Genomic DNA, 26,248 nt, shown 5'->3' on the forward strand with positions numbered 1-26,248 from the left:
TGGAACACGAAACAACTGCCGGCCACCGGAGACACATCCGGACAATGAAGGAGCATGGACGTGGTGCGAGCATCGGCGATCGATGCCAATCAATTCCGGGACAGGCTGGGGCACTATGCCTCCGGTATAACGATCATCGGCGGGCTCGTCGGTGACGAGCCCGCGGGCTTTACCTGCCAGTCTTTCTCCAGCGTCTCGCTGGCTCCGCCCCTTGTCTCCTTCTGCGCCATGCGGTCATCAACATCCTGGCCGCGCATCCGGCCGGCCGGGCGATTCTCGGTCAACGTACTGGCGGAGGGCCAGCAGCATATCTCCCAGGGCTTTGCGCGCTCCGGAGGACCGAAATGGGCGGGCGTGGACTGGCGCCTGTCGCCGGGCGGAAACCCGCTGATCGAACAATCGCTGATGTGGCTGGATTGCGAGGTCTTCGCCGAGCACGAGGCCGGAGACCACCACATCGTCATCGGCCAAGTGAAACACATGAGCGCGACGGACTGGCACGAGGGCGGCGCGCCGCTGCTCTATTTCCGCGGCGCCTATCACCATTTGCACCAGCGCATGACAGAAGAGGCAGCCCGCTGATGACGACCGCATTCGTACCCCCCCAGACTTGGCTCGGCGCGCCGTTCGGCGCGCCGGGGCGGACCTGCAAGGCCGCCATCGTCGGCATTCCCTTCGACTGCGGCACCCACCCTGACCGGATCGGTTCGCGGATGGGCCCGGCCTCGATCCGGACGATGTCGACGCATCTGCGCCGCTATGACCCGCGCAACAATATCGATGTCCTCGACCGGCTCGGGCTCGTCGACCTGGGCGACGTTCCGGTGACCGCCAGCCTGATCGAGCAGTCCTATGCGGCGATCGAGAGCGCTGTGTCGCAGATCCTGGGCGAGAACATCATCGCGGTGACGATGGGGGGCGACGGCGCCGTGACGCTGCCGCAGGTCAGGGCCATGGCGAAGCACCATCCCGGGCTCTGTATCGTCCACATCGACGCACATACCGACGCCTATCCGATCCAAGGATATAACGTCGCGACCTCGTTCCGGCATATGGCGCAGGAGGGGCTGATCGACGCCGGCCGATCCTTCCAGATCGGCATCCGCGGGCCTACCATGGTGCCGGGCATCTACGAGTTCTGCCGTGAGCTCGGCTACAACCTGATCACGATGCGGGAGCTGCGCGAGGTCGGCTATCAGGCTGTTGCAAAGCGCGTGCTTGAGACGATCGGCGACCGGCCGGTCTATCTCTGCTACGATATGGACTTCTTCGATCCCTCGGTCGCGCCGGGCGTCTGCACGCCGACCTGGGGCGGCTGCCAGGCGCATGAGGGTCTGGCTTTCCTCGAGATGCTCGCGCCGCTCGACAGCCGCGTGCTCGACGTCAACACGGTGAGCCCGCCGCATGATCCGGGCGGAATGACGGCCTTCCTGGCCGGCACCGTAATGTGGAATTTTCTTGCCGGCCTCGCCGCAAAGATCGACTGATCGCCGAGAGGTTACCCGAGCTTCAAAGGCGCCGGACGTTGAGCTCGGCGCCTTTCATCTTCGGATGCTGTCAGGGCCGCAGGTCGAACCGCACCACCGAGGCGATCCATTCGGCGATCAGCGCATAGCTCTTCTCGCCGGTCTCTGGCGTGGCGAGCTGCGGGTCTCCGGTGATGCCGTCGGAAATGCCGTCGAACATGCCGCGGAACTCGTCGCGGTCGAAGCGGTAACGGCCGATCGCGCCGCCGAGATAAGGCAGGAAATCGCCGTAGACTTCGGGCTCAAGCGGCAGGTTCGGATGATAGGGACGCGCCTCCTCCATGCGGACGAGATGCGGAGCGGTAGCAAGCATGCGCGCCGTCTCGCCCTCGCCGCCATGGCCCTGCGGCTTGTCCGAGACCAGCATGCCCTTGTATTTTGGGCGGATGCCGATCAGCCAGTTGAGCACGACGATATTGGCGTCGGTCGTCTCAGTCAGCTCCTTGGCGACGATGTGCATCGCGAACTCGCTCTCGACATTCGCCAATAGCAGGTAGATCCGCCGGAAGCCGTGCCTGATCAAGGACTTGCAGACGTCCTGGAGCAGCGCGCGCAACGTATCGTTCGAGACGGTGATCGTTCCCGGCATCGGACGCGGCGTCTCGCTCAAGAAGGGCGGCGGGCCGAACGGAATGGCGGGCCCCACGATCAGCGGAATGCCTTCCTTCGCCAGCAGCGCCGAGGCCCGGCGGCCCATATCGAGGCCCTGATAGGTGTCGGTCGCGAGCGGCAGGTGACCGCCATGGTGCTCCATGGCGCCCAGCGCGACGATGACGGGCGCATTCGCGGCGGCGGCTTCGGCGACGTCGGGCGAGGTCATCTCGTCATAGATGAGGACTTTGCGGTAGTCGGTTTCGAGGCGCACGGCCATGGTCGGTCTCCGGTTGCTCTTTTGGTTCTTGTTGGAAATCGGCGCAGTGCGTGTTCAACGCTGTTCCTGGGCGGCGAAGGCTTCCGCGATCTCGCGGCCGGTCGCATACCAGACGTCGTCGAATTGGCGCGTGAAGGCGATGAACTGGCGCAGGATCGCCATGCGCATCGGCCGGCCGGTCACCTGCGGATGCATCACCAGCACATAGACCCCTCCCCATTCGCGGATCATCCGGAACTCGTCCTGCCAGATGCCGAGGACATGGTCCGTGCCGAAGATCGGCCGCGGGAAGCGCAGATGGCTGGTGCCATAGCTCCAGTCGTCGAGCGACGGGTGCTCCGGAAGTTCGATCAGGCCGGGCGAGCCGTCGCGCAGGACGTGGCGATAAGGGTGGATGTCGTCCTTGAAGCAGCTGTTGTAGAGCAATCCGCGCTGCGTCAGCAGTTCCAGCAAGTAATGCGTCGACTCGCTGCCGGGCGGCCGATATCCGACCGGCTTCACGCCGAAGCGGCGCTGCATCGCCTCCAAGCCGCGGTCGACCTCTTCCAGGACCTGCGCCTCGTTCGCCGGGTCCGGCCAATAATGGACATAGCCGTGATGGCCGAGCTCGTGGCCGTCCTGCAGGATGGCCTCGACCTTTCCGGGATGATTGTCCACGGTCCAGCCCGGTGTGAAGAAGGTGCCCTTTAGGCCTTCCTCGCGCAGCAGGTCCAGGATCTTCGGCACGCCGACCTTGGCGCCGTAGCGCCCCTGGCTCAGCGTCGCGAGCTTGCCTGCATTCTCCGGCTCGCGCGCGAGCCACAGCGATTCCGCATCGAAGTCGAACGTCAGGCATACGGCGCAGCGCTTGCCGCCCGGCCAAGTCATCGGCCGGCTGTCGGAGCCACTCGTCTGGATCGCCATTGTTTCCCCCTTTGGCCAGAGTGGCGGAGGCCGCTACGGTGCGGCGGCCTCCGCATGCGATTACGAGATCGCTTCGAGATACTGGTTCAGGACGGTCGCGCTGTTGGCGGCGTACCATTCCGGATCGGCAGGGATCTGGATCTTGTAGTTCTCCGGGCTGCCCGGATCGAGCGGGCGCAGATCCGCCGGAACCATCGCCGCCGCCGCCGGATTGACCGGCCCGTTGCCCATCACCTTGAACAGTTCGACCTGCCCAGCCGGGTCCTGCGCCGAGGCCATGAACTTGAAGACCTCCTTGCCGGCGGGGTTGCCCTTCGGCACCAGCCAGGCGCCGACCCAGGCGCTGGCCTGGTTGTAGTGGAAGTCGACCGCCCCCTTGGATTCGCGCTTGGCGACGATGGCGCGGGTGTTGAACACGCTGCCCATTGTGACTTCTTTGTCGCGGAAGACCTGCTGGCTCTCGGCGCCGGTGGCCCAGAAGATCACGTCCTTCTTGATCGACTTGATCTTATCGAGGGCGCGCTTGACGTCGAGCGGATAGAGCTTGTCCGGCGCCACGCCATCGGCGAGCAGCGCGGTCTCGAGCTGGCCGTCGATATGCTTGCGCATGGTGCGCTTGCCCGGGAAATCCTTGAGATTGTAGAAATCGGCCCAGGTCTGCGGCGTGCGGCCGCCGAATGCGCCCTTATCGTAGGCAAGCACGTTCGAATAGATGTAGGAGCCGAGGCCCCATTCGCCGGCATGCTCGGGCCGCACCTTGCTCTTGTCGACGATGCTGTAGTCGATCTTCTCGATCAGGTTCTGCCTGCCGAGCTCCAGCGCCGCGATCAGGTTGCGGTCGACCGCGTCCCAGGTCACCTTGCCGCTCTCGACCATGGCCTTGATCTTAGCCGAGCTCGGGCCGCCGCCATCGATCACGGCCTTGACCGCCGAGCCCTTGCCCTTGTTGAACGGCTCGGCCCAAGCGGCGTTCATTGCCGTCACGGCATCGCCGCCCCAATTGACGATGACTAGCTCCTTGGCTTGCGCATGCGCCGGCGTGAAACGGAATAGCGCCGGAGCAACGCCGAGAACCGCGAGCGTCGAGAGGAAGGCGCGCCGGTTGACGGTGCGTCCCTCGGTCTGCTGGCGCAGGATTTCCAGGCAATCCTCCTGGAAGGTCTGTGTCACGTTATCTGCCATCTTTCGTTCCCCTGTTTTGATGGATGTTGCGGATGTTCACGGCTCAGTCCGCGGCGAGGCGCGCCTGCCGGCGTGCGAGCAGGAGGCGTACGACCATGGCGACCACGGTCAGCACGATCAGGAGCGAGGCGACGGCGGCGATAGCCGGATTGATGTTGTCCTGGATGCCGTCCCAGATCTTGCGCGGCAAGGTGTAGACACCGCGGCTGCTCAGGAAGAGCGTCACGACGAGTTCGTCCCAAGACAGGGCGAAGGCGAACACCGACCCCGCCGCCATGCCCGGCCTGGCCGCGGGAATGATGACCTTCCACAGAGCCTGCAGAGCGGTCGCGCCGAGATTGCGCGCGGCCTGCTCCAGCCGGAGGTCGACATTGGCCAGAGCCGCCGAGACGCTGATCACGACATAGGGCGTGCCCTTCATCGCATGGGCAAGGATCAGGCCGGTATAGGTATCGAGCAGGCCGAGCTGGGCCCAGATCTGGTAGAAGCCGAGCGCATGGACGATCGAGGGCACAATCATCGGCGCCAGCATCGCCATGCGCACCAGCTCCGAGGCCCGGCTTGAGATGCGCCAGCAGGCGAGCGCGGTCATTGTGCCGAGCACGATCGCGACGATCGTCGAGCCGGTCGCGACGATGAGGCTGTCGCGGATGCTGAGCATCCAGCTCGGGTCCTGAAGCAGCGTCTGGTAATGGCGCAACGAGAACTCGCCATCGGGCAGCGACAGATAGCGCTGCGGCGTCAGCGAGACCGGAAACACCACCACGAAGGGCAGCGTCAGGAACAGGATGGCGAGCCAGGCGCCGAAGACAGTGAGGCGAAAGGGCTTGGACGGGGCGAGATCCATCACTTCACCCCGAAGACTTTGCGCAGGTCGACGAAGAAGCTCAACACCGCCAACAGCGCGAAGATCGCGAGCAGGAGCGACGTCGCCAGCATCGAGCCGAGCCCCCAGTTGAGCGTCTCGTTGATCTGCACGGCGATGTACTCGGAGATCATGATTGTCTTGCCGCCCCCGAGCAGCGCTGGCGTGACATAGAAGCCGAGCGAGAAGATGAAGGTCAGGATGCCGGCGCTGATCAGGCCGGGCAGGCTCATCGGCAGGTAAACCTTGAGGAATGCCTGCACCGGGCTGGCGCCGAGCCCGCGCGCCGCCGGAACCAGGCGCGTGTCGATGCCCTTCATGTTGGCGTAGAGCGGCAGCGCGGCATAGGGGATCATGTAGTGGACCATGCCGAGCACTACGCCGAACTCATTGCGGATCAGCGTCAGCGGCGCGTCGATGATCCCGGCGCTCATCAGCCAGGTGTTGATCACGCCGCGGCTTTGCAGCAGCGTCAGCCAGGCGAAGGCGCGGATCAGCACCGACAGCCAGAACGAGAGCAGCACGAAGAACAACAGCAGCTCGCCGCGCCAGCCGCGCAGATGCAACGCGGCATAGGCGATGGCGTAGCCAATCAGCAGTGCAAGCGCCGTGGTGAGCACGCAGATCCTGAGCGTCGTCCAGATCACATTCTGGATCCCGCTGCTGGTGAACAGCCGCTCGAAGTTTCCGAAACCCAGCGTCGGCACGGTGACCGAAAGCCAGAGCACCCGCGAGAGCGGGTAAAGGTAGAGGAACGCCAACAGCAGCAGCGGCGCCAGGAGCAGCACGAGATAGACGCGCCGCGTTCGTGCATCCATGTCAGCGGTCATCGCGAAGCACCACCGCTGCGTCCTGATCCCAGGACAGCCAGACCTTGTCGCCACGGGCCGGGCTGCCGCCCCCACCCGTGGACGCGACGACTGCCTGCATGGAGCCAAGCGGCGTCGTGGCGCGAATATGATAGTCCGCCCCTTCATAGGTCACGAGCGTGATCTCGGCCGGGACCCAATTCTCCGTTCCGCCCGGAGCCTCGCTCGCAAGCCGCAGCTTCTCAGGGCGCAGACCGAGCAGAATCGGCTGCGCCGGCTGGGGGGCCGCGCCACGTGCCGGCCCCCCATGGCGAAGCGAGAGACCGCCCGCGCTGTAGGACACCTCACGGTCGGACAGGGAGGTGACGGCACCTTCGATGAAATTGGCCCTTCCGAGGAAATCCGCGACGAAGCGCGTATCGGGCCGGTCGTAAAGCGCTTTCGGGGCGCCTCGCTGGACGATCCGCCCCCGATTGACGATGACGATCTCGTCGGACATCGAGAGCGCCTCTTCCTGGTCGTGCGTCACGAACACGAAGGTCGTTCCAAGCCGGCTGTGGAGGTCGCGCAGCTCCTCCTGAAGTCCGGCGCGCAGTTTCTTGTCGAGGGCGCTCAGCGACTCGTCGAGCAGCAGCACCTTCGGGTTGAAGATCAGCGCCCGCGCCAGCGCCACGCGTTGCTGCTGCCCGCCCGAGAGTTCGCGCGGGTAGCGCCCGCCGAGGCCGGGCAGATGCACGACGTCGAGCATCCGCCGGACTTCCTTCTCGACGGTCTCGCGCGCCACGCCCCTCAGCTTCAGCGGGAAGGCCAGGTTCTCGGCCACCGTCATGTTGGGGAACAGCGCATAGCCCTGGAAGACCATGCCGAACTCGCGGCGTTCCGGCGGCTCGTCGGTGATGTCGCGCCCACTGGAAAGGATACTGCCTTTGGTCGGGTGCACGAAGCCCGCGATCATCATCAGCAGCGTCGTCTTGCCGGAGCCCGAGGGCCCGAGCAGCGTCACGAACCGTCCTGCGCCGATATCGAGCGAAACGTCATCGGCAGCCAGATGGCTGCCATAGCTCTTCGTGACGTGCTCGAGGGTGATGGATGCGGACATGCTGCTGGATTACCCGAAGGAAGAATGGCTGGGACGCGAAGGGCGGAAGGGCCGCATTCGGCGGAGCTGCGTCATCTCCCCCTCCCCGAGCGTGACGCCATGTAGCGCTCGATCACCGTGACCATGCGGCTGCGCGTCATCGGATCGTTGTGCCCGCCGAAGACATCTACCACCGGGAGCCGCTTCAAGCGTTCCATCGTCGGCAGATAGGCGGAGATGCTGGCGCCGGGACCGGTATCGACGATGACACCATCATAGAGCGCATCGCCCGTGAACAGCGAGCCCGTCTTCTCCTCCCAAAGCGCAATGCTTCCCGGCGAGTGGCCGGGCAGATGCAGGACCTCGAGGCGCCGGTTGCCGAGATCGACGATGTCGCCCTCGTCGACGAGGCGGGTCGGCTCGACCGCATCGCGCCCGTAGCCATCCATATCGTAGTCGGGATAGGGCACGGCATCGACCATGAACTCGGTCAGCTCGATGCCGGAGCGGCGCAGACTCTCGACCTGCTCCGGAGCCCGCTTCGGAAAGCGCAGGCCGCGCAAGCCGGGCCGGCGCAACTCGTCGGCCTCGAACGGGTGGACGAGGATCTCTAGGTCCGCGAATTCCGGATGGCCGCCGATATGATCGGCATGGGCATGCGTCGTGAACACGCTGAGCGGCCGGGACGACAGGCTGGCGACGATCGGCCTGAGCGGCGCGACACCCATGCCGGTATCGATCAGCAGGTCGCGATCGGAGCCCAGGAGGAGGAAGCAGTTCGCCCGCACCATCCGGTGGCAGGACGGCTCGGTGATCCGGTAGAGATCGGGCCGCAGCCTCGTCACCGAGAACCAGGACAGCTGGACGGGCAGTTCCACGGTCAGCCCCTCGCGGAAGCCGCGCCGCGCCGGGCATCGACGGCCAGCGCGAGCAGGGTGAAGATCGTGAACAGCATTTGCGCGCCGGCCTGCGCGGTGTTGGTCGTCGCGTCGTATTGCGGCGCGACCTCGACGACATCGCCACCGATGAAATCGATGCCGCCGAGCCCGCGCAGCAGCATCAGCGCCTGCAGCGAGGTCAGCCCGCCGACCTCCGGTGTGCCGGTCCCCGGTGCGAAGGCCGGATCCAGGCTGTCGATGTCGAAGGAGAGATAGGTCGGACCGTCGCCAACGACCTTGCGGGCCTCGGCGATGACGGCCTCGACGCCCATTCGCCCGAAATCATCGGCATGGATCACGGTCATGCCGGAATCGCGCGAGAACTCCCAGAGATACTCCGCCCCGCCACGGATGCCGATCTGCACGGTGCGGCGCGGATCGAGCACGCCGTCGAGCACGGCCTGTCGGAACGGCCCGCCATGGTGGAAGCGCGAGCCCTCATAGGGGCCGCTGGTGTCGCAATGCGCGTCAATATGGATGAGTCCAACCGGGCGGTCACGCCCGACGGCGCGCAGGATCGACTGGGTGATCGAGTGATCGCCGCCAACGGAGAGCGGTATGATACCGGCCTCGACGATCGCATCGAGATGCGCCTCGATGTCGGCATGGCAACTTTCGAGATCGAAGCGACTGCGGAACGGAACGTCGCCGATATCCGCTGCCTTGACCATGGTCGTGGGCGCGATCCCCAGGCCATGCTCGAACGGGCCGATCCGCTCGATCTGGCGGACGGCGCGCGGGCCGAGGCGGCAGCCCGCGCGATTGGTCACCCCGAGATCCATCGGCACGCCGAGCACGGCGATGTCGAGTTCTGCGAACCCGTCCGCGGCTGGACCATTCGGCAGGTAGGGCAAGCCCATAAAGGTCGCGACGTCAGAATAGGGCAGCTTGCGCCGGTCACCCTGGAATTGGCTCTCCGCAACGCGGCGAAATGCTGCATCATGGATGTCGCCGCCTCCGGCGGTTCCATATTTCGCGCGCAGCCGCTCCAATTCGCCCGATGCACTCACGTGAGCCTCTCTCAACCAGCTTGCCGGCATGCGCACGCCTCATTGCGACGCGTGGCACGTCAATTGCGTGCAATTCGTGCCGATGTTCGCTGCTGGCATTGGGTCTGACGAGTGCCGGCGTGGAAACTGAACTTTCGTGAGGACCTAACTTGAGCACGCCCATCGGTACCACGCCGGTCACCGACTTTGACCTCCGCCTGCTGCGGGTCTTCAAAACGATCGTCGAGGAGGGCGGCCTCAAGGCTGCTCAATCGGCACTCGGTGTCAGCCTGCCGACGATCAGTAAGCAGCTCTCCGATCTGGAGGCGCGCTTCGGTGCGCGGCTCTGTCAACGCGGGCCACGGCAATTCGAGCTGACGCCACAGGGCGAGATCATCTACAAGGCCGCGGCCGAGCTGTTTTCAGGGATCGAGCAATTCCAGCGAGAAGCGGATCAGGTCAGAGGCGGGCAACGCGGCGAGCTGCGCGTCGGGATCATCGACAACACGATTTCGGATCCGAATTGCCCCCTAGTTGCGGCCTTGCAGAGCCTGCAGGGAGCGGACCTTCACCTGAGGCTGGCCGTGCTCGACCCCGACACCGTACAGCAGCGCGTCGTTGAGGGACGACTCGATATCGGGCTGGTGCCGCTCTACAGAAAATGGCCCGGGCTGGAGTACCGGACGCTCTACGCCGAGCGGATGTATCTCTATTGCGGCCGCATGCACCCGCTTTTCGCGCGTGATAGCGAGCCGGATGAACGCGAACTGGCGACGCATGCCTTCGTGGAGCACGGCTACGTCGACGGCAGGGAACTGGAGGGTTTTGCCGCACCCGCTAAGACGGGGGCCACCGCCTGGCAGGTCGAGGCCGTGGCGATCCTGCTAATGACCGGGCGTTTCCTGGGCTACCTGCCGCAGCACTACGCCGCTCCCTTCGAGCGTCAGGGCAAGCTTAGGCGATTGCTCGCCGCGACGAGTGGGTATCAGTCGAGCGTCGCCGCCGTGTTCAAGGCAGGCGCGCAACAGTCGCGTCCGGTCAGGCGCCTGCTCTCAGCTCTGCACGACGCCTGCTCGGCTGATCACGGCGCAAGACCGGCGACAGAGCCTGTTCGCGGGGGTGTCACCACCGGAGGCGCGCCTCAACCCTAATAGGTACGCCTTCGTCGTGCGATGCACACCGATGTCGCCAGGGCGGGATAGCTGACCCATCCCCGAAATTCAGTCTCCAGTACGGCTTCGGCTTCAGGGAACGATGGTCGCGTTCTCCACATGGAAGGGGCCATAGCTCACGCACTGAGTTCTGCCTCCGGCCCGGGCAGAGCCGACAATTGCATCAAGCACAGCGACATTACACGCGCCCTGCACGCCGCTTACCGCTGGAGCCCCGTTGCCGCGGATGGCGTGGGCGAACCGTTCGAGCTGGAGCGCCAAAGTATCGATGAAGGGTATGGGGCGGTTCTCCATCTCGCCGGACTTATGGACGATCGTGAAACTCGGCCGATCCTCCTTGCTGTCAGGCCTGATCCCGACCACCGATACCGTCGCTTCTGAACCGTGGATGACAAAGCGGTTTGTGTAGGGCGCGCTGTACAGGCAGACCAGACTGGCCGAAAGACCATTCGAAAAAGCTAGGCGCGCCGTAGAGACATCATCCATCGGCACCCGCGTGCCCCGGTGGGAGAAATGAGCTGCTACCTCACTGATCGGCCCGAACAGATGGTGAAGCCAATCGATCACGTGCACCCCCAGCACCGTCATCGCGCCGCCGGGGCACTCTTCGGGAGACGTCCGCCAATGGCCAGGCGAAAACGCCATTGCTTCCGCCGTCGAAAAATTGGCCTCGACATGAAGCAGGCGCCCCAGCGTACCGCTCTCGACGAGCTCCTTCAGCAGGTCGACTTGAGCAAGCAGCCTGCGATTGTGACCGACAGCCAAAACGATTGAGCCGGACCGCGCAGCCTCGACAGCCGTCAGCGCGCCGACCAAGGTCGTGCTGAGCGGCTTTTCGACCAGGACATGCTTGCCGGCGCTCGCAGCTGCGACGATCTGACTGACATGCATCAAGTGCGGCGTGGCCAGAACAATCGCTTCGACCGCTGGATCGGAAAGAACGTCGGCGAAATCTTGTGTCACAGGACAACCAAACCGCCTGCCAAAGCTGGCCCGTTCCGCATCATCGAGCCCACATCCGAGAACGACCTCGATGTGTCCCCTGGTACGGTTGGCGGCCTCGCCCAGCTCTGAGCCCCACCAGCCCGTGCCAACGAAAGCTGTGCGGACAGATTCTGCAATATCGACCACTGCAATAACCGAATCATGCTGAGCAGGTCAGCTTGCGAGATCGCTAGCCGAGCCACGATGGGAATTTCGATCACGTTGTGCGCCGTTGCCTCCGCCAAACGGGCCGAGATGCCCAGCACTCTCAGCTAGGCGCAGCGTGATCAAACTGCCTATAAGCAGACGTCGCCACAGTCGGCAATGGGCCAGACTCGGAAGCTGACACGGTCGCCAAAACCGTATCGGTTTGCGGTTTTCTCCCGTCATGGCATGTTGCTCGCTCGATCGAGGGGGCTGCGATGGCGACCGGTACAGTGAAGTGGTTCAATCCGACCAAGGGTTTTGGGTTCATTCAGCCGGACGACGGGGGCCAGGATGCTTTCGTCCACATCAGTGCCGTCGAGCGGGCAGGAATGCGAGATCTGCGCGAAGGCCAGAAGCTTGGCTATGAACTCGTCCAGGATAAGCGGTCGGGCAAGGCGTCGGCGGATCAGCTGCGAGCCCTGTGAAGCACCGCGCTACTGACCCGAAAGCGGGTCGGACAGCGAACGTCGGCGTCACTGAATGTGACCCAGGCCTCTTTGGGAGTGAAGCTTCCGTGCGCAGGATGAATCACCTCAGACGCCGCCGCATCGGGCGTGATGAGCGCGCATTTCCGTTTGTGCGCCCCGCTCCTCACCTTGCAGCCGAGCCCATCATTTATCGCGCAGGCTGCGCAACCGAGACGGTGGCGATGCCATCGTCCAGCAACGCCTCCCCTAGCGTCCTGAATTCAAAAGAGTTGCCCGTGGCGGAGGCGATCCAGGCAAGCGCATGGGCCGCTCTGATTGACGACGGCCGCGCTTCCGACGACGCTTGGCCGGATCGTCGTCAGGCTGATGGCCGACCGGTCGCAGTCGATTGGCTGCCTGGCTGATGGGGCCATCGCAGCCTTTCGCGATAACTGCCCTTAGATCTTGCCAGAACGTCTGACGGCGGGTAGCCGCTGCGCCCAGGCCCAAACCGTCTCTGCCATAGTGCTCAGATGGTCCCCCGTCGAAAGCCCCGATACGCGTTGGCGCGGCCTCAAATCATGGTCGCCGTCCTCAAGCCACAGAAATTCGATGGCAGGGGATAGATGATAGGTCGAGACCTCATGACGCCTGCCGAACTCGTCCCGCGTGCCCTGCACGATGAGTGTGGGCGTCTTCAGGTCTTCAAGATGCGCCGTGCGCAATTGGTCGGGCTTGGTCGGCGGATGGAAGGGATAGCCCAGACAAAGCAAGCCGCAGGCTCGTCCGGACTCTGCGAGTTCGTCGGCCACCATGCTCGCCACCCGACCTCCCATTGACTTGCCAGCAATGATCAGCCGTCCTTGGGTGCCGAGCGCCTTTACTGCGGCCAGATACTCCGGTTTGAGCCTGTCGGCCCGCGGCGGCGGCTTCCTGCCTCCAATGCGCCGGCTGGCCATGTAACTGAATTCAAAGCGGGCGACGCGAAAGCCAGCCTTTCCTAGAGCTGCTGCTGTGGCGTTCATTGACGCCGAATCCATCGGAGCACCCGCCCCGTGTGCAAGGACGATGGAGTCTTCGGCCTGGTAGGGTCCATCGAAGAGGAAGGTCACGCTGCACCTTTCCCTTGGCTCGAAGTCACGGCCATGTCTGCCCGGATGCAGGTTGATGCCGAGATCGAACTTGGCACGGCTACCTGACGATTACTCAGAGGGTGCCTTATTGTCACCCGCCGCGGCGCCGTCAGCCAGCTTCGCATGTTTCGGAACGGCGTCGTCAGACTCGTCATCTGCACCGTCCCCACTGCCATCATCCGCGTCGGACTCGCCGAGACCGGCTAGAGGGATGTCGCCGGTTAGCAAGCGCTCCTTGCTGAGCAGGCCGGCATCCTCGAGCTTCTCGAAATCCGGTAGATCGCGCAGCGTCTCAAACCCGAACTCCGAGAGGAAGGCCGGCGTCGTCACGTAGGTGTAGGGTGCGCCCGGCTGCGGGCTGCGCGGGCCAGCGGCGAGAAAGCCGAGCTTGCGCAGATGGCCGATCGTGTCGCGGCTGACCTCCTTGCCAAAGACGGCGCCGAGCTCCGCGCGAGTGATCGGCTGGAAGTAGCCAATGCAGAGCAGCACCAGGCTCTCGGACTGCGACAGGGCTTTGCTGTCGGCCCCGCCAAGCCCGGTCGCGGTCCGGATCGCGGCGGCATAGCTCTTCTTTGTGCGATGCTGCCAGCCGCCAGCGACAGAGACGAGTTCGTAAGGGCGCCCACGCAATTCGTCACGGATGTCGGCGATCAACAGATCGATGCTGCAGTCCCGGCCCACAACACGCACCAGGGTTTCGCGGCCAACGGGCTTGGGGGAAGCGAAGATCACAGCCTCGACCCGCCCCATCCATTCGCGCCAGCGCATCTCGGGCGGAATATCCGCGAGCTCCGCGTCGAACAGCTCCTCCGCCTGGTGTTTTGCCATCCCTCACAACCCGTAGAGACGGAAAGTGGCGCGGCCGGATAGCTCGCGCACGGCGTCGAGATTGGTCAGCCGCTCGAACAAGCGGCGTGAACCCCAGCGCGTTAGGCTTTTCGTCTGCAGCGTGCCAGCCACGGCGTCCTCATCGAACAGCAACTGGATGACCTCCCCTGCTCCCTTGGCCCGCAGCTTTGGCGCAACGGCGGTGAGACGTGCGGCCCTAGGCGCAATCTCATCGGCGAGCCGGCAGGCCTCGGCGGCCGCGAGCGCCAACGCGACACAGACGGCGCGCTCGAAGCCATCTTCCCCTGGCCTGATACGACTGCGATCGCCTGCGCTCCGAAAGGCGGGACCCCGGGCGTGTTTGACGAAGAGCGGGACAGCAACGGCCCAGTGCATCCGTCGCGCCAAGACCTGATCGGCCAGCCACCAGCCGAGCAGATGCGCGTCCGGCCGAATACGCTGGACCTCCGCAGCCGCAGCGGCCGCAAGGAGAGGCGCTGGGCGCATGGATCGCGTCAGATTGTCGAGGCGCTCGGGCAAGGCGGCGAGATCGTTGCTCCAGGCCAGTCCGAGCAATCTAACGGCAGAACGCAGCGCATCAGTGTTTATCTGTGGATCGCGCTCGGCCAGGCGCCTCCAAGCGGCGAGCAGGTTTCCGGCTGGTCCGGGATCGCCGTCGGCGCGCAGAAGCCAGGCGTCGCGAAGCGCGCCCTCGCCTTCCGTCCGCCCGACCAAGGACGCGGCCGCAGCGGCGCATTGGAGTGCGAGCCTTTGGCGCCAGGCTCCGGCCCAGGGCGGAGCGGCTCGCACCAGTTGATCCAGCGAATTCAAGGCGGCGCCCGCGATAAAGGCCGCCTCAGCCGGGTCGGCAATCGCCCCGCGCGGCACGGCCCAAGCCGGCACGCTGGCGCCTGCGGCAGACGGAGTTGCGCTAAATGCGGGTGACGACATGACCCCGAGCATAATTGCGCCGTGCGGATATTGCCACTAAATTCGGTCAGAAGCGCACAGCTCGTCGCAATCGGGTTATGTCCGATAATCTTGCATTATCGGATATTCTTATCATTATAGTGGGAGCTGTGTCGGCGCGTCGGAACCTCCGAAACGGCCGACAACGCCGGGAAATCAGAGCCCTCTCGTGGCGCCGACCCGTAGTCCTTTGACGGCGCCCGGCCGCCGGCTTATATAGCTAGCCAGGCTAGCTAGGAGAGAAATGATGGATTGGCCGCTGCAGGATGCCAAGAACCACTTTTCCAAGGTCGTGCAACGTGCCCGCAGCGAAGGACCGCAAATCGTGACGTTGCGCGGCGAACGGGCCGCTGTCGTCTTGTCAGCCCGCGACTATGATGCCCTGCGGGCCGGCAGACCGACACTGGTCGACGATCTTCTGTCGGGACCCAGCTGGGACGACGCTCTCGCCGACGCCGTTGAAATGCGGGCCAAAAGTCCGAGCCGCGATCTGGCCTTCTAATGTACCTGATCGACACCAATGTGGTCTCGGAGGCCCGCCGCGGAACACCTGAAGCGGTCGCCTGGCTGCGATCGATCGACCCGCTCAGCGTGCATCTCAGCGTCATCACCCTTGGGGAGGTGATGCGCGGCATCATGCTGAAGCAAAAATCCGATCCGAAAGCGGCCAGCCATCTCGGCGAATGGCTGCGAAAGCTCCGGCATAACCATGCCGATCGGATCCTGCAGATTACCGACCAGATCGCGGTCGAATGGGGTCGCGTCGCAGCCCAGCGGCCGCGCGGCGACGCTGACGGCCTGATCGCCGCGACCGCGATCGTGCATGATTTAATCGTCGTCACGCGCAATGTCGCCGATTTCGACGATACTGGCGCTTCGGTGATTAATCCCTGGAACCTCGATTGATGGGCACCAAGGGAAACAGAACGATTCCGCAACAACGCCTTGGCACCGCAGCGTGGGGCCTAGCGAATTCGTCCGCGGGCCGGCTTTCGCACGCCAGTCCAAAGGGTGGCGCGACGTGACCCAGCACAGAGATCCGGTACACGGCGACGACGAGCAGCCCTCCCCTCCCCCTCCCGTTGCGGTTGGCGAGCGACCCGCGCCTAACCCACTCCCCACTCATCTCGAGGACCTCGCCGACCGCGCGCGCGGTTATGCAGAGGCCGCGAGCTCCGCCAATACGCGACGGGCCTACGCCTCCGACTGGAGCCAATTTCAGGCTTGGTGTCGCCGCCAGTGCCTTGCCGCCCTCCCCCCTAATCCGCAGATCGTCGGGCTCTACATCGCCGCCCTGGCATCCGGGACAACCACGCCAAGCCGTAAGCCCTCGTCCGTCAGCACGATCGAACGTCGGCTCTCCGCGCTTGCCTGGAACTACGCACAGGGTGGCCAAATCCTCGATCGCACGGATCGCCATATCGCCACGGTTATGGCCGGCATCCGCAACAGCCACGGCCGCCCGCCGGTTCAGAAGGAGGCGGTGTTGCCCGAGGACGTCATCGCAATGCTCGAGACGCTCGATCGCGGCAAACTCCGCGGCCTCCGGGATCGAGCCATGCTGCTGATCGGTTTCGCCGGTGGACTGCGCCGGTCCGAGATCGTCGGCCTCGACTTCGGTCGCGACCAGACCGAGGACGGCCGCGGCTGGATCGAGATCCTAGACAAGGGCGTAGTCATTACGCTGCGCGGCAAGACTGGGTGGCGCGAGGTCGAGGTCGGCCGCGGCTCCGCCGACGCCACCTGCCCGCTGGTGGCACTGCAGACCTGGCTGAAGCTCGCCAGGATCGCGCACGGTCCGTTGTTTCGGCGCGTTACCGGCCAGGGTCAGTCCGTTGGTCCCCAGCGCCTGAATGACCGGGAGGTCGCCCGTCTGGTGAAGCGCACCGCCCTCGCCGCCGGCGTTCGCGGCGATCTCTCCGAGGGAGAACGGGCGGGGAAATTCGCAGGCCACTCGCTGCGCGCCGGGCTCGCCTCCTCGGCCGAGGTCGACGAGCGGTATGTTCAGAAGCAACTGGGGCACGCGTCAGGCGAAATGACCCGTCGCTATCAACGACGCCGGGACCGCTTCAGAGTCAATCTGACCAAGGCGGCGGGGCTTTGAATAACCGACAACGAACCTGTTCGAGGATCTGGTGTTCGGAGCAGACCGCACTCCGAAGGAGCAGAGACGGCGACTGCAACTCCTCTAGCCCGCCTGGTTTGCGAAAAGACGCGTCCGTCCTAGCCGATAATCATGTGATCCATGATCGTGGCCATGGATCCAGAGATCTGGTTGAAATTATTCGGCGACATTGCTGAGGTTAGAAGCAAAGGCCGGGGTCAGCGGGCTGCCTGATCGCGCTGTTCGATGAAGTTCGGGTGGGGGGCGGTGGTGCGTGACGACGACCGTTAGGCCGTCGAATGCCTCGGCCAACGCCTTCCTTATGAATGCCAGATGGCGTTCGGATTATCTCGCGCTAGTCAGTCAGCTTCTCAATTATGATGTATCAGCCGCACTCCTTGGACGGGCCTGCCTGATGAGCCTATGCCATTGTCCGGTGTGGCTCCGGGGTTCGGGCGGGCCGGTTTGGATTGCTATTTCCATCGTCTGCGGCACGACAATGGACCCGCAGCAGGCTATATGGTGGGGCAGGTCCCTTCGTGAATGCTGCCTCACCTCATTCGCGTTTCACCGAAATCTATTGCAACCACTAATCCGCGGCGAATTTAGCCGCGGCTAATTCCTGGCAACGGGCAGGCTAAAGACGAGGGCCAGCCTGCGGCGTGTGGCCTCGTTTGAGCAGGGATCGACTTTACTCACTGTCGAGCGCGGTGCGGCTTTGCTACGAGAGGACCTCAAGCAAATTAGCCGCGGCTAATTGAGGCCCTGAATGGAAGCGAGTAGCCTCGTCCGATAAATCTAGGGCAGGCTGGTAAACAGTCGTTAACCCTTATCTTGTTGCTCGAATCGTCGAATCGGGCATAGTCGTGTCAGTTGCGGAAAAAAACGCAATCCCGCAAAAATTTCGCAACTCCTTTGGCGATTCGAGACCGTGGTTACAAACGCTGCCAAACCTATCGAGGTTACGGAAGGGCTGAAGTCGCTCATCCAGAGCCAGTCCGCGATGTTGGCTGCCCAATTGCAGGCCCACCACCTCACCACGTTTCCTCCGAATGCTCAAAAGGGGATTCGCAATCTCTCTCCATCCGAGGTTGCGAAGCTCCTCGGGGTGACAGAGGGCTATTTGCGGCAGATCGCATCCGAACTTCCGGACCTGAGCAATACTTCACCGGGTGGAAGGCGGTCCTATTCCGTCGAGTCAATTCACGAGATCCGCAAGCTTCTTGATGCAGGTGCGCGCGGACATCGTCGATATTTGCCCTGGCGATCGAAGGACGAGCCCCTTCAGGTTGTTAGTGTGATGAATTTCAAGGGCGGTTCGGGGAAGACCACGACGACGGCCCATTTGGCGCAATTCTTGGCGCTCAGAGGGTATCGCGTTTTGGCGATTGATCTCGATCCGCAGGCGAGCTTGTCGGCGCTATTTGGACATCAGCCGGAATTGGACGTCGGCCCGAACGAAACCCTGTATGGCGCGATCAGGTACGATGAGCACCGCCGGCCGGTCGCCGAGATCGTGCGCTCGACATACATCCCCGATCTCCACCTTATCCCAGGCAATCTCGAACTCATGGAGTTTGAGCACGACACGCCCAAGGCTCTCATGAGGCGCGCTCCCGGGGACACAATGTTCTTCGCTCGCATCGGTCAGGCGCTTTCCGAGATTCAGGATGCCTATGACGTCATTGTGGTCGATTGTCCTCCGCAGCTCGGATTCTTGACAATGTCGGCCCTAACGGCCGCCACTTCGGTTCTAATCACTGTGCATCCCCAGATGCTCGACGTCATGTCAATGAACCAATTTCTAGCGATGACCGGTGATCTCTTGGAGGAAATCAGTAAGGCCGGCGCAGCGTCGAATTATCTCTGGATGAAATATCTAATCACGCGGTTCGAACCGAGCGACGGCCCTCAAAACCAAATGGTCGCGTTTCTACGCTCCATCTTTGGCGACCATGTCTTAAATCATCCGATGCTGAAGAGCACCGCTATTTCAGACGCTGGCCTGACGAACCAGACCATTTTCGAGGTGGAACGTAACCAATTCACCCGATCTACCTACGATCGCGCGCTCGAGTCGGTGGAGAGTGTTAACGGCGAAATTGAAGTGATGATACGTAAAGCTTGGGGGAGGGTGGCTGCATGAGCCGAAAGATCTTCGCCGATCTGCCAGCGCCAGGGTCGCAGCCGACCGAGTCTACTGCAACGCCTCGTAGACAGGCGATGCGACCGCTGATGGCTGCGCTTGATATCGAAACTCAGGAGACTGGCCGACGGTCTCCTGTCGGTGCATTGGGGCAATCGCTTGGAGAGATGAGCGAACGGACCAAGCGCGCCGAAGAGATCGAGCGTCGCCTGTCTGCTGGCCAAACGATCGTGGAGATCGACGTTGCCGACGTTGAGCCTTCGTTCGTACCCGACCGCATGCAAATCGACGACGAGGCTTTTGGGAACTTCGTTCAGTCGATCAAGGCGGAAGGCCAGCAGGTCCCAATCTTAGTCCGCCCACACCCAGAGAAGGCGAACAAATATCAGATTGCCTTTGGTCATCGCCGCTGGCGCGCTGCGATGGCACTCGATCGACCTATCAAGGCTGTCGTCCGATCATTGACAGATCAAGAACTCGTCATTGCTCAGGGACAGGAAAACAACGAACGGCAGGACCTTTCGTACATCGAGAAAGCACTGTTTGCTCGAAGGCTCGACCGCCAGTTTTCGCGCGACGTAATCACCTCCGCTTTGGCCGTCTACAGCAGCGACCTGTCGAACATGCTGTCTGTCGCGAATCGGGTACCCGATGACGTTATTGAAAGTATCGGACCGGCTCATTCGGTCGGTCGACGGAGTTGGATGACGCTCGCAAATCTCCTGACCTCCCACTCCAACGTTGCGAAGGCACGAAGAGTGGCGGCTGAGGCCTCCTTTGGGCGGCTTCCTTCGAAGGAGAGATTCGAAGCTGTCCTCAGAGGACTCGCGGATGAAGGATCATCCCAGAGCGATACGATCGCGGTTTCACACGCCGGCCGCGAAGTAGCGAAGATTTTGGAGACAAAGCAGCGGGTAACACTCACGGTCGATCGTAAAATGTCGCCGGAGTTCGCCTCCTTCGTTCTCAAGGAATTGCCTCGCCTGTTCGAGCTGCACCAGAAGCAGCAAGGATAGGAAAGGCGGATACGCCGCAACCCGGAGAGCACAAGCGCAAAAGAAAAAGGCCCCCGAAACGCGTTCCGGAAGCCCTTCTCTGTCTTCAGCAAACTGAGAATCGCACTTCCACGAATCATCGTCAAGAGTCTCGTTTGGGCTCGGCGCCGTTTCGGCGAGCAGATTTCTTTTGCCTAGCGATAGGTGAAGGAAAATGGTCTCCCATATCTCAACGACGCCCTTTGGGCGGCGGACGCTGACGCTTGCCCATGTGGCAACCCAGGCGCTCGCAAAGGAGCGGCCGCCAGAGAAGGCGGTCCATAAATGGAATCTGTTTCGAGACATTTGCACGGCCAAGGCTCAGCTGGGCGTGAATGAACGCGCGCTGGCAGTTCTCGACGCCTTGCTTACGTTCCACCCAGAAACCGTGCTGACAGGCGAACAGCTCGTCGTCTTCCCCTCGAACCAGCAGCTGGCGCTGCGGGCACACGGCATGTCACCGGCGACGCTCCGCCGCCATCTGGCGGTACTCGTCGACTCCGGCCTCATCATCCGCCGCGATAGCCCGAACGGTAAGCGCTACGCTCGGAAGGGCAGGGGAGGGGACATAGAGCTCGCCTTTGGGTTCGATCTGTCGCCGCTGGTTGTTCGGTGCGCGGAGATTGAGAGCTCGGCCGAGGACGTCAGGCTTGAGGAGCGAGCACTGAAGCTCGTGCGCGAGCGCATCACCATCTGCCGGCGGGACATCGCCAAGATGATCGCGACAGCGATGGAGGAGGGTGTTGCCGCTCATCAGGCCGGGCAGGGGCCTTCGACCTGGCAGGATATCCACGCCCTGTATCGGTCAATCATTGGCAGGGTTCCGCGCACCGCTCCGCGCGAGGTGCTGGAGCCGATTGCCGACGAACTATCGATGCTGGCTGACGAAATCCTCAACATTCTGGAAATGCATACAAAAGCTCAGAATCTAAGCGGCAATGAGTCTCAATCTGAGCGCCACAAACAGAATTCAAAACCAGACCTCTCTACTGATCTTGAACCTCGCTTTCCAGAAAGCAGGGGGCTCGAAGTCGAGATCGATCCGGAACCGGTGAGGAAGCCGGAAAGGGCATTCCCCCTGGGGATGGTCCTCGATGCCTGCCCAGATATCATCGATTACGCCCGTGGCGGAATTTCAAACTGGCGAGACTTCCTCGCGGCGGCGGCGATGGTGCGCTCGATGCTCGGAATTAGCCCCAGCGCCTGGTTCGAGGCGCAGAATGCCATGGGCGAAACGGAGGCTTCGATAGTCGTCGCGGCGATCCTGCAGCGCGGCGAGGCCATTTCCAGTGCCGGCGGCTATTTGCGCGGTCTGACGCGGAAGGCCGAGGCGAGTGAATTCTCGATCGGGCCAATGCTGATGGCTTTGATAGGGAGCCGCCGGCGCGAACCGAAGCGGGCATAGGCAATGCGCGGATTGCTGACATGCGGCGATCGTTGCTGTCGTCAATCTGGTAGAACGGATCTTCGCCGAGGAGGAATGCACGATGGATTGGAAGCCGTCAGCGACGTTCGACACCAGCCCGGAAAACCGAGCTCGGGTAAGTGGGGCCGTCTTGCGGACGTTCCTGAATATTGCGACGGCTTTGGAGCTCGACTTGGGCGAAGCGCGAGGGTTCTTAGGCATGCCGGCGGCGGCCGAATTCCGATCCTGGCAGGATGCTGCCCGCGCTGAGGAGCCGCTGATGCTTGAAACCGACGTCGTGCTCCGGATCTCGGCCGTGCTCGGCATCTATAAGTCCCTTCGCGTCCTCTATAGGACTGAAGAGCAAGGCTTGGATTGGCTTCGCAGCTCCAATCATGGAAGCCAATTCAACGGCCGAGCGCTGATCGAGCTGATGCTATCGGGCTTCGAACCGGGCCTGATGGATGTCCGCCGCTAATTGCTCGCAAAGGAACACGGGGCAGGGGAGGCTCCGAATGAGGCCGACAAGGACTTTACGCCCTATACCGATGCCGATTTGATTTGGAGCTGATGCGCTGATGACCGGCGGGTGGCGGTTCGTTCTGATCCCTGACGGATCGAACCTGTGAATGTCGGAGCCGTAGAGCCCAAGGTAGTCGAGCGGACCCTCCGTTGTAGGGAGACAGGGCTTTCGCCGAAGGCGGATGCCTTGGAGGCGAAGAGATCAAATTTCAATGAAGAGGGGAAGTGGGATATCCACTCGTAGAATCCCAGAAACAGAAAATAGCAGAAGTTACACGGAAAATGTTCAACAATACCTTATTCGACTGGAGCCAGGCTCGTTCCTTGGAGTCCTCGTCGCCCTCCAGCGTTTCCAGCATGGCGAGTACTATAGAAGAGCTTATCGTTCGTGTCCGCGATCTGGAGAAGGCCAATAAGGTCGCCGTCACGCGCCTTCAACCCCCGGTCGTCGTACCGCGCGCGACGCGTCGCCTTCTGATCAATTCGGACTGGGCTCGAATTGGCGGGCGCGATTTCGAGCCCGCGCCGACCGACCGGTTTGCGAGCCCTGAGTTCAAGGTCAGGTGGCAAGCCGGGCCGCATACCCGTGCGATCTATGCCGGTGCCTGTGAGGGGCTCGCGGTACTCTCCCGCGTTCTGCAACTGCCGATCTACAAGGTTTCGACCACCTCCGCCACCAAGGTCTGGACGCGGATGCAACAGCTGCGTGTCGATAGATACGGGGCTGCGCGTCGCGACCGTGGGGATTACATTATCGATCCCGGCTGGGACTCCTGGTTCCCATCGCATCTGAAAGCGCGCGAGTTTCCGTCGGCCGATAGTCCGCTGATCCTAGCCGAACGCGCCATCCTCGTGCCGCTGCCGCCGGATCTGGCGCCAGAAGAATTCGATCGCCGATTTGACGCTGAAGCCAGACATGGCGCGCTCGATCGCTGGCTTCTGAATCAGGCCGGCCGCGATCACGCGGCGGCGCTCGGCGTGGATCCTGCGATTGGACAGCGGCTGACAGCCTACCCGGGCGGGTCGCGGCCGCGGCTGTCGCCCGCCGAGGAAATCATGATCTTCAACTGCTGCTACTCCGGTCCGGATCGCGCCATCGCGATCGCCGAAAACATCCTGCTCCAGCATCTCGGCCTGGTTGGCTGACTCTTCAAAGCCGTCGAAGGCCAGGTCCCGCTGGTATCGACGCAATTTGGAAGGCTTGGGAAATTGGACTGTCCATTCGGCATTGGTTGACGAGAGAGGGGCATTGGATGGGCAGCTGCGGTTATTACCATTTCTGCAGAAGTGGTAATAACCGAACCGGTAGCGAACCTCGCTCGAACGGTTCACAAGCGGAGCTTCCTGCACTTCGGCTCCGCGGCACCTCCGTGTCGATCAAGGGCCGACCTTGTCGAATGGCCGCGATCGTGCTCTTGCCTCTGAGCGTTGGAGCGGTGATTTCGATCGATCAGAGGAAAAGGCGTGTTTCAGATCAAAGCCGCGATCCGTGCAGCAAGGTTAGTGAGAGAGCCGCGACCGCGATCGAGGCGTTCCGGCGGCTCCGGGACATCCAGGCACGGGCGAGTGTGACCGCTTGCTCTGTTCTGAAGGACGGGGTGTTGATCGGTGAGTCTGAACTTCTGAGCGCTGCGACCGTCGAAGAACCGCGGATCAAGTCTGAAATGTGAGATCCGCGGTCGCTAACGCGAGTCCGGACAAAGAAGACGGCCTGGTGCGTTGCTTGACAAGCAGCCGTCTCCCGGTCGGCTCTTGAGTTACGACGGGCGGCGTCTTGCGCGGCCCCTCAGCTTTTGATCTCGACGACCAAGTGCTCATCAAAGCGCGCGTTTGAGAACAGCGTGCCGGCGGCGTTGCAGAGGATCCGCGTTCCGCCGGGCCGGAGCATATCGATGCTGCGATGGATGTGGCCGTGCACCCATAATTCGGGCCCGCCCACGTCGGTCAGGTTGGATAAGTCGGAAGCTGAGTTTCCGGCGATCCATGTCCCGCGATCGGCCATCGCGACGCATTCTGGCAAAGGCGCGTGGTGTGTGACCACGACACGGGGGAGGGAGCTTTGCTGGTCGATCAATTGCGTGAGGCGTTCGCAGGCTGCGAGATGCAATTGGCGGGCGTCCCGCGCTGTGAAAGGCCGCTCCTCATGGCCGTCGCAAACGCAAATGTCTTCGCCGGTTGGCAATGAATCGTCGATCACGCCGGCGAGCGCGTAGTCCGACCACAGAGTCGTGCCGATGAATCGGATACCGTCGAGATCGACAGCCTCGCCCTCGAGCAGAGTGATACCAGCTTTCCGGGCGACGGATCTGCCGTGGGCATCGACGAATAAATCTCGGCGCGGAAATGCTCATGGTTGCCGAGCGTAGTGACGATCGGCTTGTCGCCAGCCAAGCGTCGCAGAAATTCGAAGCCGCGGCCCACATTCCCCCCCCCAAATATCGCCGGCAGACACCAGCACATCGAAACCGGGAGGTGCTGGCCGGAACGCATCCGGGAAAGGCAGCGATTCAAGGTGCAGATCGCTTAGAATCCAGAGCTTCAAGAGATCGATTCCTTGTCGAAAACCAAACGAACGGAGGCGTTACGGCTGCGGCTTGGGTTGCCCATTTTGTTTCGAAATCCCGTGCGCATGACCCAGACTCGCACGGGCTCGAACGTCGGGGAACCCCCTTTCGACTCCTCAGTTGCGAAGCATGCTGTCCGAAGAAACCAAAATTGCATGGCTTCGCGATATCCCTAAGAGCCAGCGGAAGTCCCTGGCCACGAAAAACGCGGTCGCCTGCCCGATAAGCCGACGGCGAAATCGCCGCTCGCGGATTCGCCGAATAATGGAACGGACGGGCGCGCTGCACTCGTGATCATTCATTGAATAATCGCGGCAGATATCATTGAGAGAGGTGCTGCATGGCTCGGTCCGAACGGATTCCGGAGATGATCGATTCCGGCGTCGTGCGGAATCCCGCCGAAGCTCAGGCGATCCGCGGCGCCACCGTGCTCGGACAACCCGGCGGTGGGCGGTGCTGGTGCGCTATGGCGCCTTGGAGCGGGCGGTCGCCTCGACCCGCCGGCAGCTGCGGACCTGGCATCTCAACTGCGCGGCGGCCTTCGGAGCTCGGGCTCGCCCATTTCGAGGTCGATGCCAGCGGCCATGAGGAGGCCGACGGGCACCGTCGGGCGCGACCAGGCCGAGCGGTTGCGGCGCTAGCGCGAGGCAGTGGACCACGATGCATGGTTTAGGGCTGAAGTGCGGGCCGGTCTTGAGGAGGCCGATCGTGAGGACCTGATCAAAGCTGACGAGGCCTTCGGGGCGGTCGAAGCGGTCATCTCGGCGACGTCCCGGCGCGCATGAAGGTGGTACACAGCTGTCGGGCGCTGCAAAATTTGGCGCGCCGTGCAAGCATCATGGCTCAGGACGATCCGAGCGCGGCGCGTGACCAGGTCGCCCGGATTCGCGCGTCGGTCGAGAAGTTCGGCGGGTTTCCGGAAATGGGCCGGGTCGGCCAGATTGAGAGCACCCGGGAGTTCGCGCCGCCCGGGACGCTCTTCATCGTGGTCTACCGCGTCGAGGCAGAACGCATCGTGATCGTGCGCGTCCTGCAGGCCGCCAGAAGTATCCCTAGCCCTGACGGCTTTCAGGAGTGGCTGGTTGGTTCATCGGCTTCTGGCGCGAATTTGCCAGAAGCGTCCGGCCGGCAAGTCGAAACCGCTCGCCCTGGTCCCCCTTTGCGTTGATAGCCTCTTTCAAGGCGACCAGGGCGCCCATGAAAATCTCTCGGTCGAGCTGCAGCGCGCCTGTCTGCCTGTCCAGCAGACCGGCGAGGCCCATCAGGCCGGCGGCCTCCAGCATCTGGTGCGTCCGCGCTTTCCTGGCTGCCTCAGACTCGGCCTTCCGGGTTTGGGCCTCTAGCCTCGACCGGTTTTTTTTGGCGTCCCGGGTTCGTTGTCGCGCGATCTGCTCAGTCCGCAAAGCGGCAAAAAGTTTTTGCTCTGGCGGAGTCCGGTCCCTCTTAAAGTTCAAGTCAAGATATTTGCTCTCGTCACGCGTGAGTTTTTCCTTGGTCTGAAGGTAGCGGTTTAGCCGCTCTTCGGTCGAATTTCCGTCGGACATATCAGAGCTCGCATCATCGGTTACGATATCCGTCATAGCTCGGTTGCATGGCGGTTCGCAAACTCGGT

The 26,248-nt window shown here is 62.9% G+C and carries 28 protein-coding genes; 14 read left to right on the forward strand and 14 right to left on the reverse strand.

Annotated features, from left to right (window positions below; genetic code table 11):
• Positions 1-54 precede the first annotated feature (54 nt).
• On the forward strand, positions 55-582 hold the full coding sequence (locus NWE53_RS28860; RefSeq protein WP_265055149.1) for a flavin reductase family protein: 528 nt from the start codon (positions 55-57) through the stop codon (positions 580-582).
• Entirely contained in the window at positions 582-1,487 is a 906-nt protein-coding gene (locus tag NWE53_RS28865) for an arginase family protein (protein ID WP_265055150.1), read from the forward strand. The genes NWE53_RS28860 and NWE53_RS28865 overlap by 1 nt, the downstream gene beginning before the upstream one ends.
• A 70-nt stretch (positions 1,488-1,557) precedes the next feature.
• Here NWE53_RS28865 and NWE53_RS28870 read toward each other — a convergent pair whose 3' ends face one another.
• The 8 genes from NWE53_RS28870 to speB all read right to left on the reverse strand — a co-directional run bounded on the left by NWE53_RS28870 (position 1,558) and on the right by speB (position 9,182).
• Positions 1,558-2,397, reverse strand: a complete 840-nt coding sequence (locus tag NWE53_RS28870; RefSeq protein WP_265055151.1) for a creatininase family protein — start codon at positions 2,395-2,397, stop codon at positions 1,558-1,560.
• 54 nt (positions 2,398-2,451) lie between these two features.
• Positions 2,452-3,300 carry a polysaccharide deacetylase family protein gene (locus tag NWE53_RS28875; RefSeq protein WP_265055152.1) on the reverse strand — a complete coding sequence of 283 codons (849 nt, stop codon included), beginning with the start codon at positions 3,298-3,300 and terminating at the stop codon, positions 2,452-2,454.
• Between the two features lie 60 nt (positions 3,301-3,360).
• Positions 3,361-4,482, reverse strand: coding sequence for an ABC transporter substrate-binding protein (locus tag NWE53_RS28880; RefSeq protein ID WP_265055153.1), 1,122 nt, complete (start codon positions 4,480-4,482; stop codon positions 3,361-3,363).
• 43 nt (positions 4,483-4,525) lie between these two features.
• A complete protein-coding gene (locus tag NWE53_RS28885; RefSeq protein WP_265055154.1) occupies positions 4,526-5,329 on the reverse strand; it encodes an ABC transporter permease in 804 nt (267 codons plus the stop codon).
• On the reverse strand, positions 5,329-6,177 hold the full coding sequence (locus tag NWE53_RS28890; RefSeq protein WP_265055155.1) for an ABC transporter permease: 849 nt from the start codon (positions 6,175-6,177) through the stop codon (positions 5,329-5,331). Before NWE53_RS28890 ends, NWE53_RS28885 begins: the two co-directional genes overlap by 1 nt.
• Positions 6,167-7,255, reverse strand: a complete 1,089-nt coding sequence (locus tag NWE53_RS28895) for an ABC transporter ATP-binding protein (protein ID WP_265055156.1) — start codon at positions 7,253-7,255, stop codon at positions 6,167-6,169. Before NWE53_RS28895 ends, NWE53_RS28890 begins: the two co-directional genes overlap by 11 nt.
• Positions 7,256-7,326: 71 nt before the next feature.
• Positions 7,327-8,112 (reverse strand): MBL fold metallo-hydrolase, encoded by a 786-nt coding sequence (locus tag NWE53_RS28900; RefSeq protein ID WP_265055157.1) that lies wholly within the window; start codon positions 8,110-8,112, stop codon positions 7,327-7,329.
• A 2-nt stretch (positions 8,113-8,114) separates the two neighbouring features.
• Positions 8,115-9,182, reverse strand: a complete 1,068-nt coding sequence (speB, locus tag NWE53_RS28905) for an agmatinase (protein WP_265055158.1) — start codon at positions 9,180-9,182, stop codon at positions 8,115-8,117.
• A gap of 149 nt (positions 9,183-9,331) precedes the next feature.
• On the opposite strand from speB, the gene NWE53_RS28910 reads away from it, so the two are divergent.
• A complete protein-coding gene (locus tag NWE53_RS28910) occupies positions 9,332-10,312 on the forward strand; it encodes a LysR family transcriptional regulator (protein WP_265055159.1) in 981 nt (326 codons plus the stop codon).
• Positions 10,313-10,405: 93 nt separating this feature from the next.
• Here NWE53_RS28910 and NWE53_RS28915 read toward each other — a convergent pair whose 3' ends face one another.
• Positions 10,406-11,464 (reverse strand): Gfo/Idh/MocA family protein, encoded by a 1,059-nt coding sequence (locus tag NWE53_RS28915; protein WP_265055160.1) that lies wholly within the window; start codon positions 11,462-11,464, stop codon positions 10,406-10,408.
• A 275-nt stretch (positions 11,465-11,739) separates the two neighbouring features.
• On the opposite strand from NWE53_RS28915, the gene NWE53_RS28920 reads away from it, so the two are divergent.
• Positions 11,740-11,949 (forward strand): cold-shock protein, encoded by a 210-nt coding sequence (locus NWE53_RS28920; RefSeq protein ID WP_265055161.1) that lies wholly within the window; start codon positions 11,740-11,742, stop codon positions 11,947-11,949.
• 440 nt (positions 11,950-12,389) lie between these two features.
• On the opposite strand, the gene NWE53_RS28925 is transcribed toward NWE53_RS28920, so the two are convergent.
• The 3 genes from NWE53_RS28925 to NWE53_RS28935 form a co-directional block, all read right to left on the reverse strand.
• Positions 12,390-13,043, reverse strand: coding sequence for an alpha/beta hydrolase family protein (locus NWE53_RS28925; RefSeq protein ID WP_265055162.1), 654 nt, complete (start codon positions 13,041-13,043; stop codon positions 12,390-12,392).
• Between the two features lie 90 nt (positions 13,044-13,133).
• Positions 13,134-13,892 (reverse strand): SMC-Scp complex subunit ScpB, encoded by a 759-nt coding sequence (gene scpB, locus NWE53_RS28930; protein WP_265055163.1) that lies wholly within the window; start codon positions 13,890-13,892, stop codon positions 13,134-13,136.
• A gap of 3 nt (positions 13,893-13,895) precedes the next feature.
• Positions 13,896-14,855 (reverse strand): DUF1403 family protein, encoded by a 960-nt coding sequence (locus NWE53_RS28935; protein WP_265055164.1) that lies wholly within the window; start codon positions 14,853-14,855, stop codon positions 13,896-13,898.
• A 253-nt stretch (positions 14,856-15,108) separates the two neighbouring features.
• Between NWE53_RS28935 and NWE53_RS28940 the strand changes: the two genes are divergently transcribed.
• The 9 genes from NWE53_RS28940 (at position 15,109) to NWE53_RS28980 (ending at position 23,742) form a co-directional block, all read left to right on the forward strand.
• On the forward strand, positions 15,109-15,363 hold the full coding sequence (locus NWE53_RS28940) for a type II toxin-antitoxin system Phd/YefM family antitoxin (RefSeq protein WP_265055165.1): 255 nt from the start codon (positions 15,109-15,111) through the stop codon (positions 15,361-15,363).
• Positions 15,363-15,767 carry a type II toxin-antitoxin system VapC family toxin gene (locus NWE53_RS28945; protein WP_265055166.1) on the forward strand — a complete coding sequence of 135 codons (405 nt, stop codon included), beginning with the start codon at positions 15,363-15,365 and terminating at the stop codon, positions 15,765-15,767. The genes NWE53_RS28940 and NWE53_RS28945 overlap by 1 nt, the downstream gene beginning before the upstream one ends.
• Positions 15,768-15,882: 115 nt before the next feature.
• A complete protein-coding gene (locus NWE53_RS28950; RefSeq protein WP_265055167.1) occupies positions 15,883-16,965 on the forward strand; it encodes a site-specific integrase in 1,083 nt (360 codons plus the stop codon).
• 931 nt (positions 16,966-17,896) lie between these two features.
• Complete coding sequence (gene repA, locus NWE53_RS28955) at positions 17,897-19,111, forward strand: plasmid partitioning protein RepA (RefSeq protein WP_265055168.1); 1,215 nt, start codon at positions 17,897-17,899, stop codon at positions 19,109-19,111.
• A complete protein-coding gene (gene repB, locus NWE53_RS28960; RefSeq protein ID WP_265055169.1) occupies positions 19,108-20,127 on the forward strand; it encodes a plasmid partitioning protein RepB in 1,020 nt (339 codons plus the stop codon). The genes repA and repB overlap by 4 nt, the downstream gene beginning before the upstream one ends.
• 193 nt (positions 20,128-20,320) lie before the next feature.
• Complete coding sequence (gene repC / locus NWE53_RS28965) at positions 20,321-21,550, forward strand: plasmid replication protein RepC (RefSeq protein WP_265055170.1); 1,230 nt, start codon at positions 20,321-20,323, stop codon at positions 21,548-21,550.
• Between the two features lie 82 nt (positions 21,551-21,632).
• The gene (locus NWE53_RS28970) at positions 21,633-22,028 is read left to right on the forward strand and encodes an MbcA/ParS/Xre antitoxin family protein (protein WP_265055171.1); all 396 of its coding nucleotides are present in this window, start codon (positions 21,633-21,635) and stop codon (positions 22,026-22,028) included.
• Positions 22,029-22,354: 326 nt separating this feature from the next.
• Entirely contained in the window at positions 22,355-23,218 is an 864-nt protein-coding gene (locus tag NWE53_RS28975; RefSeq protein WP_265055172.1) for a hypothetical protein, read from the forward strand.
• 251 nt (positions 23,219-23,469) lie between these two features.
• Positions 23,470-23,742, forward strand: a complete 273-nt coding sequence (locus NWE53_RS28980; RefSeq protein ID WP_265055173.1) for a hypothetical protein — start codon at positions 23,470-23,472, stop codon at positions 23,740-23,742.
• Between the two features lie 116 nt (positions 23,743-23,858).
• Here NWE53_RS28980 and NWE53_RS28985 read toward each other — a convergent pair whose 3' ends face one another.
• Positions 23,859-24,269 carry a metallophosphoesterase family protein gene (locus tag NWE53_RS28985; protein WP_265055174.1) on the reverse strand — a complete coding sequence of 137 codons (411 nt, stop codon included), beginning with the start codon at positions 24,267-24,269 and terminating at the stop codon, positions 23,859-23,861.
• A gap of 1,205 nt (positions 24,270-25,474) precedes the next feature.
• On the opposite strand from NWE53_RS28985, the gene NWE53_RS30145 reads away from it, so the two are divergent.
• Entirely contained in the window at positions 25,475-25,804 is a 330-nt protein-coding gene (locus NWE53_RS30145) for a type II toxin-antitoxin system RelE/ParE family toxin (protein WP_442865102.1), read from the forward strand.
• On the opposite strand, the gene traD is transcribed toward NWE53_RS30145, so the two are convergent.
• Positions 25,689-26,216 (reverse strand): conjugal transfer protein TraD, encoded by a 528-nt coding sequence (gene traD, locus NWE53_RS28990; RefSeq protein ID WP_265055175.1) that lies wholly within the window; start codon positions 26,214-26,216, stop codon positions 25,689-25,691. The genes NWE53_RS30145 and traD overlap by 116 nt on opposite strands.
• Positions 26,217-26,248: the final 32 nt, after the last annotated feature.

The organism is Bosea sp. NBC_00550 (genome assembly GCF_026020075.1).
In the GTDB taxonomy this organism is placed as follows: domain Bacteria; phylum Pseudomonadota; class Alphaproteobacteria; order Rhizobiales; family Beijerinckiaceae; genus Allobosea.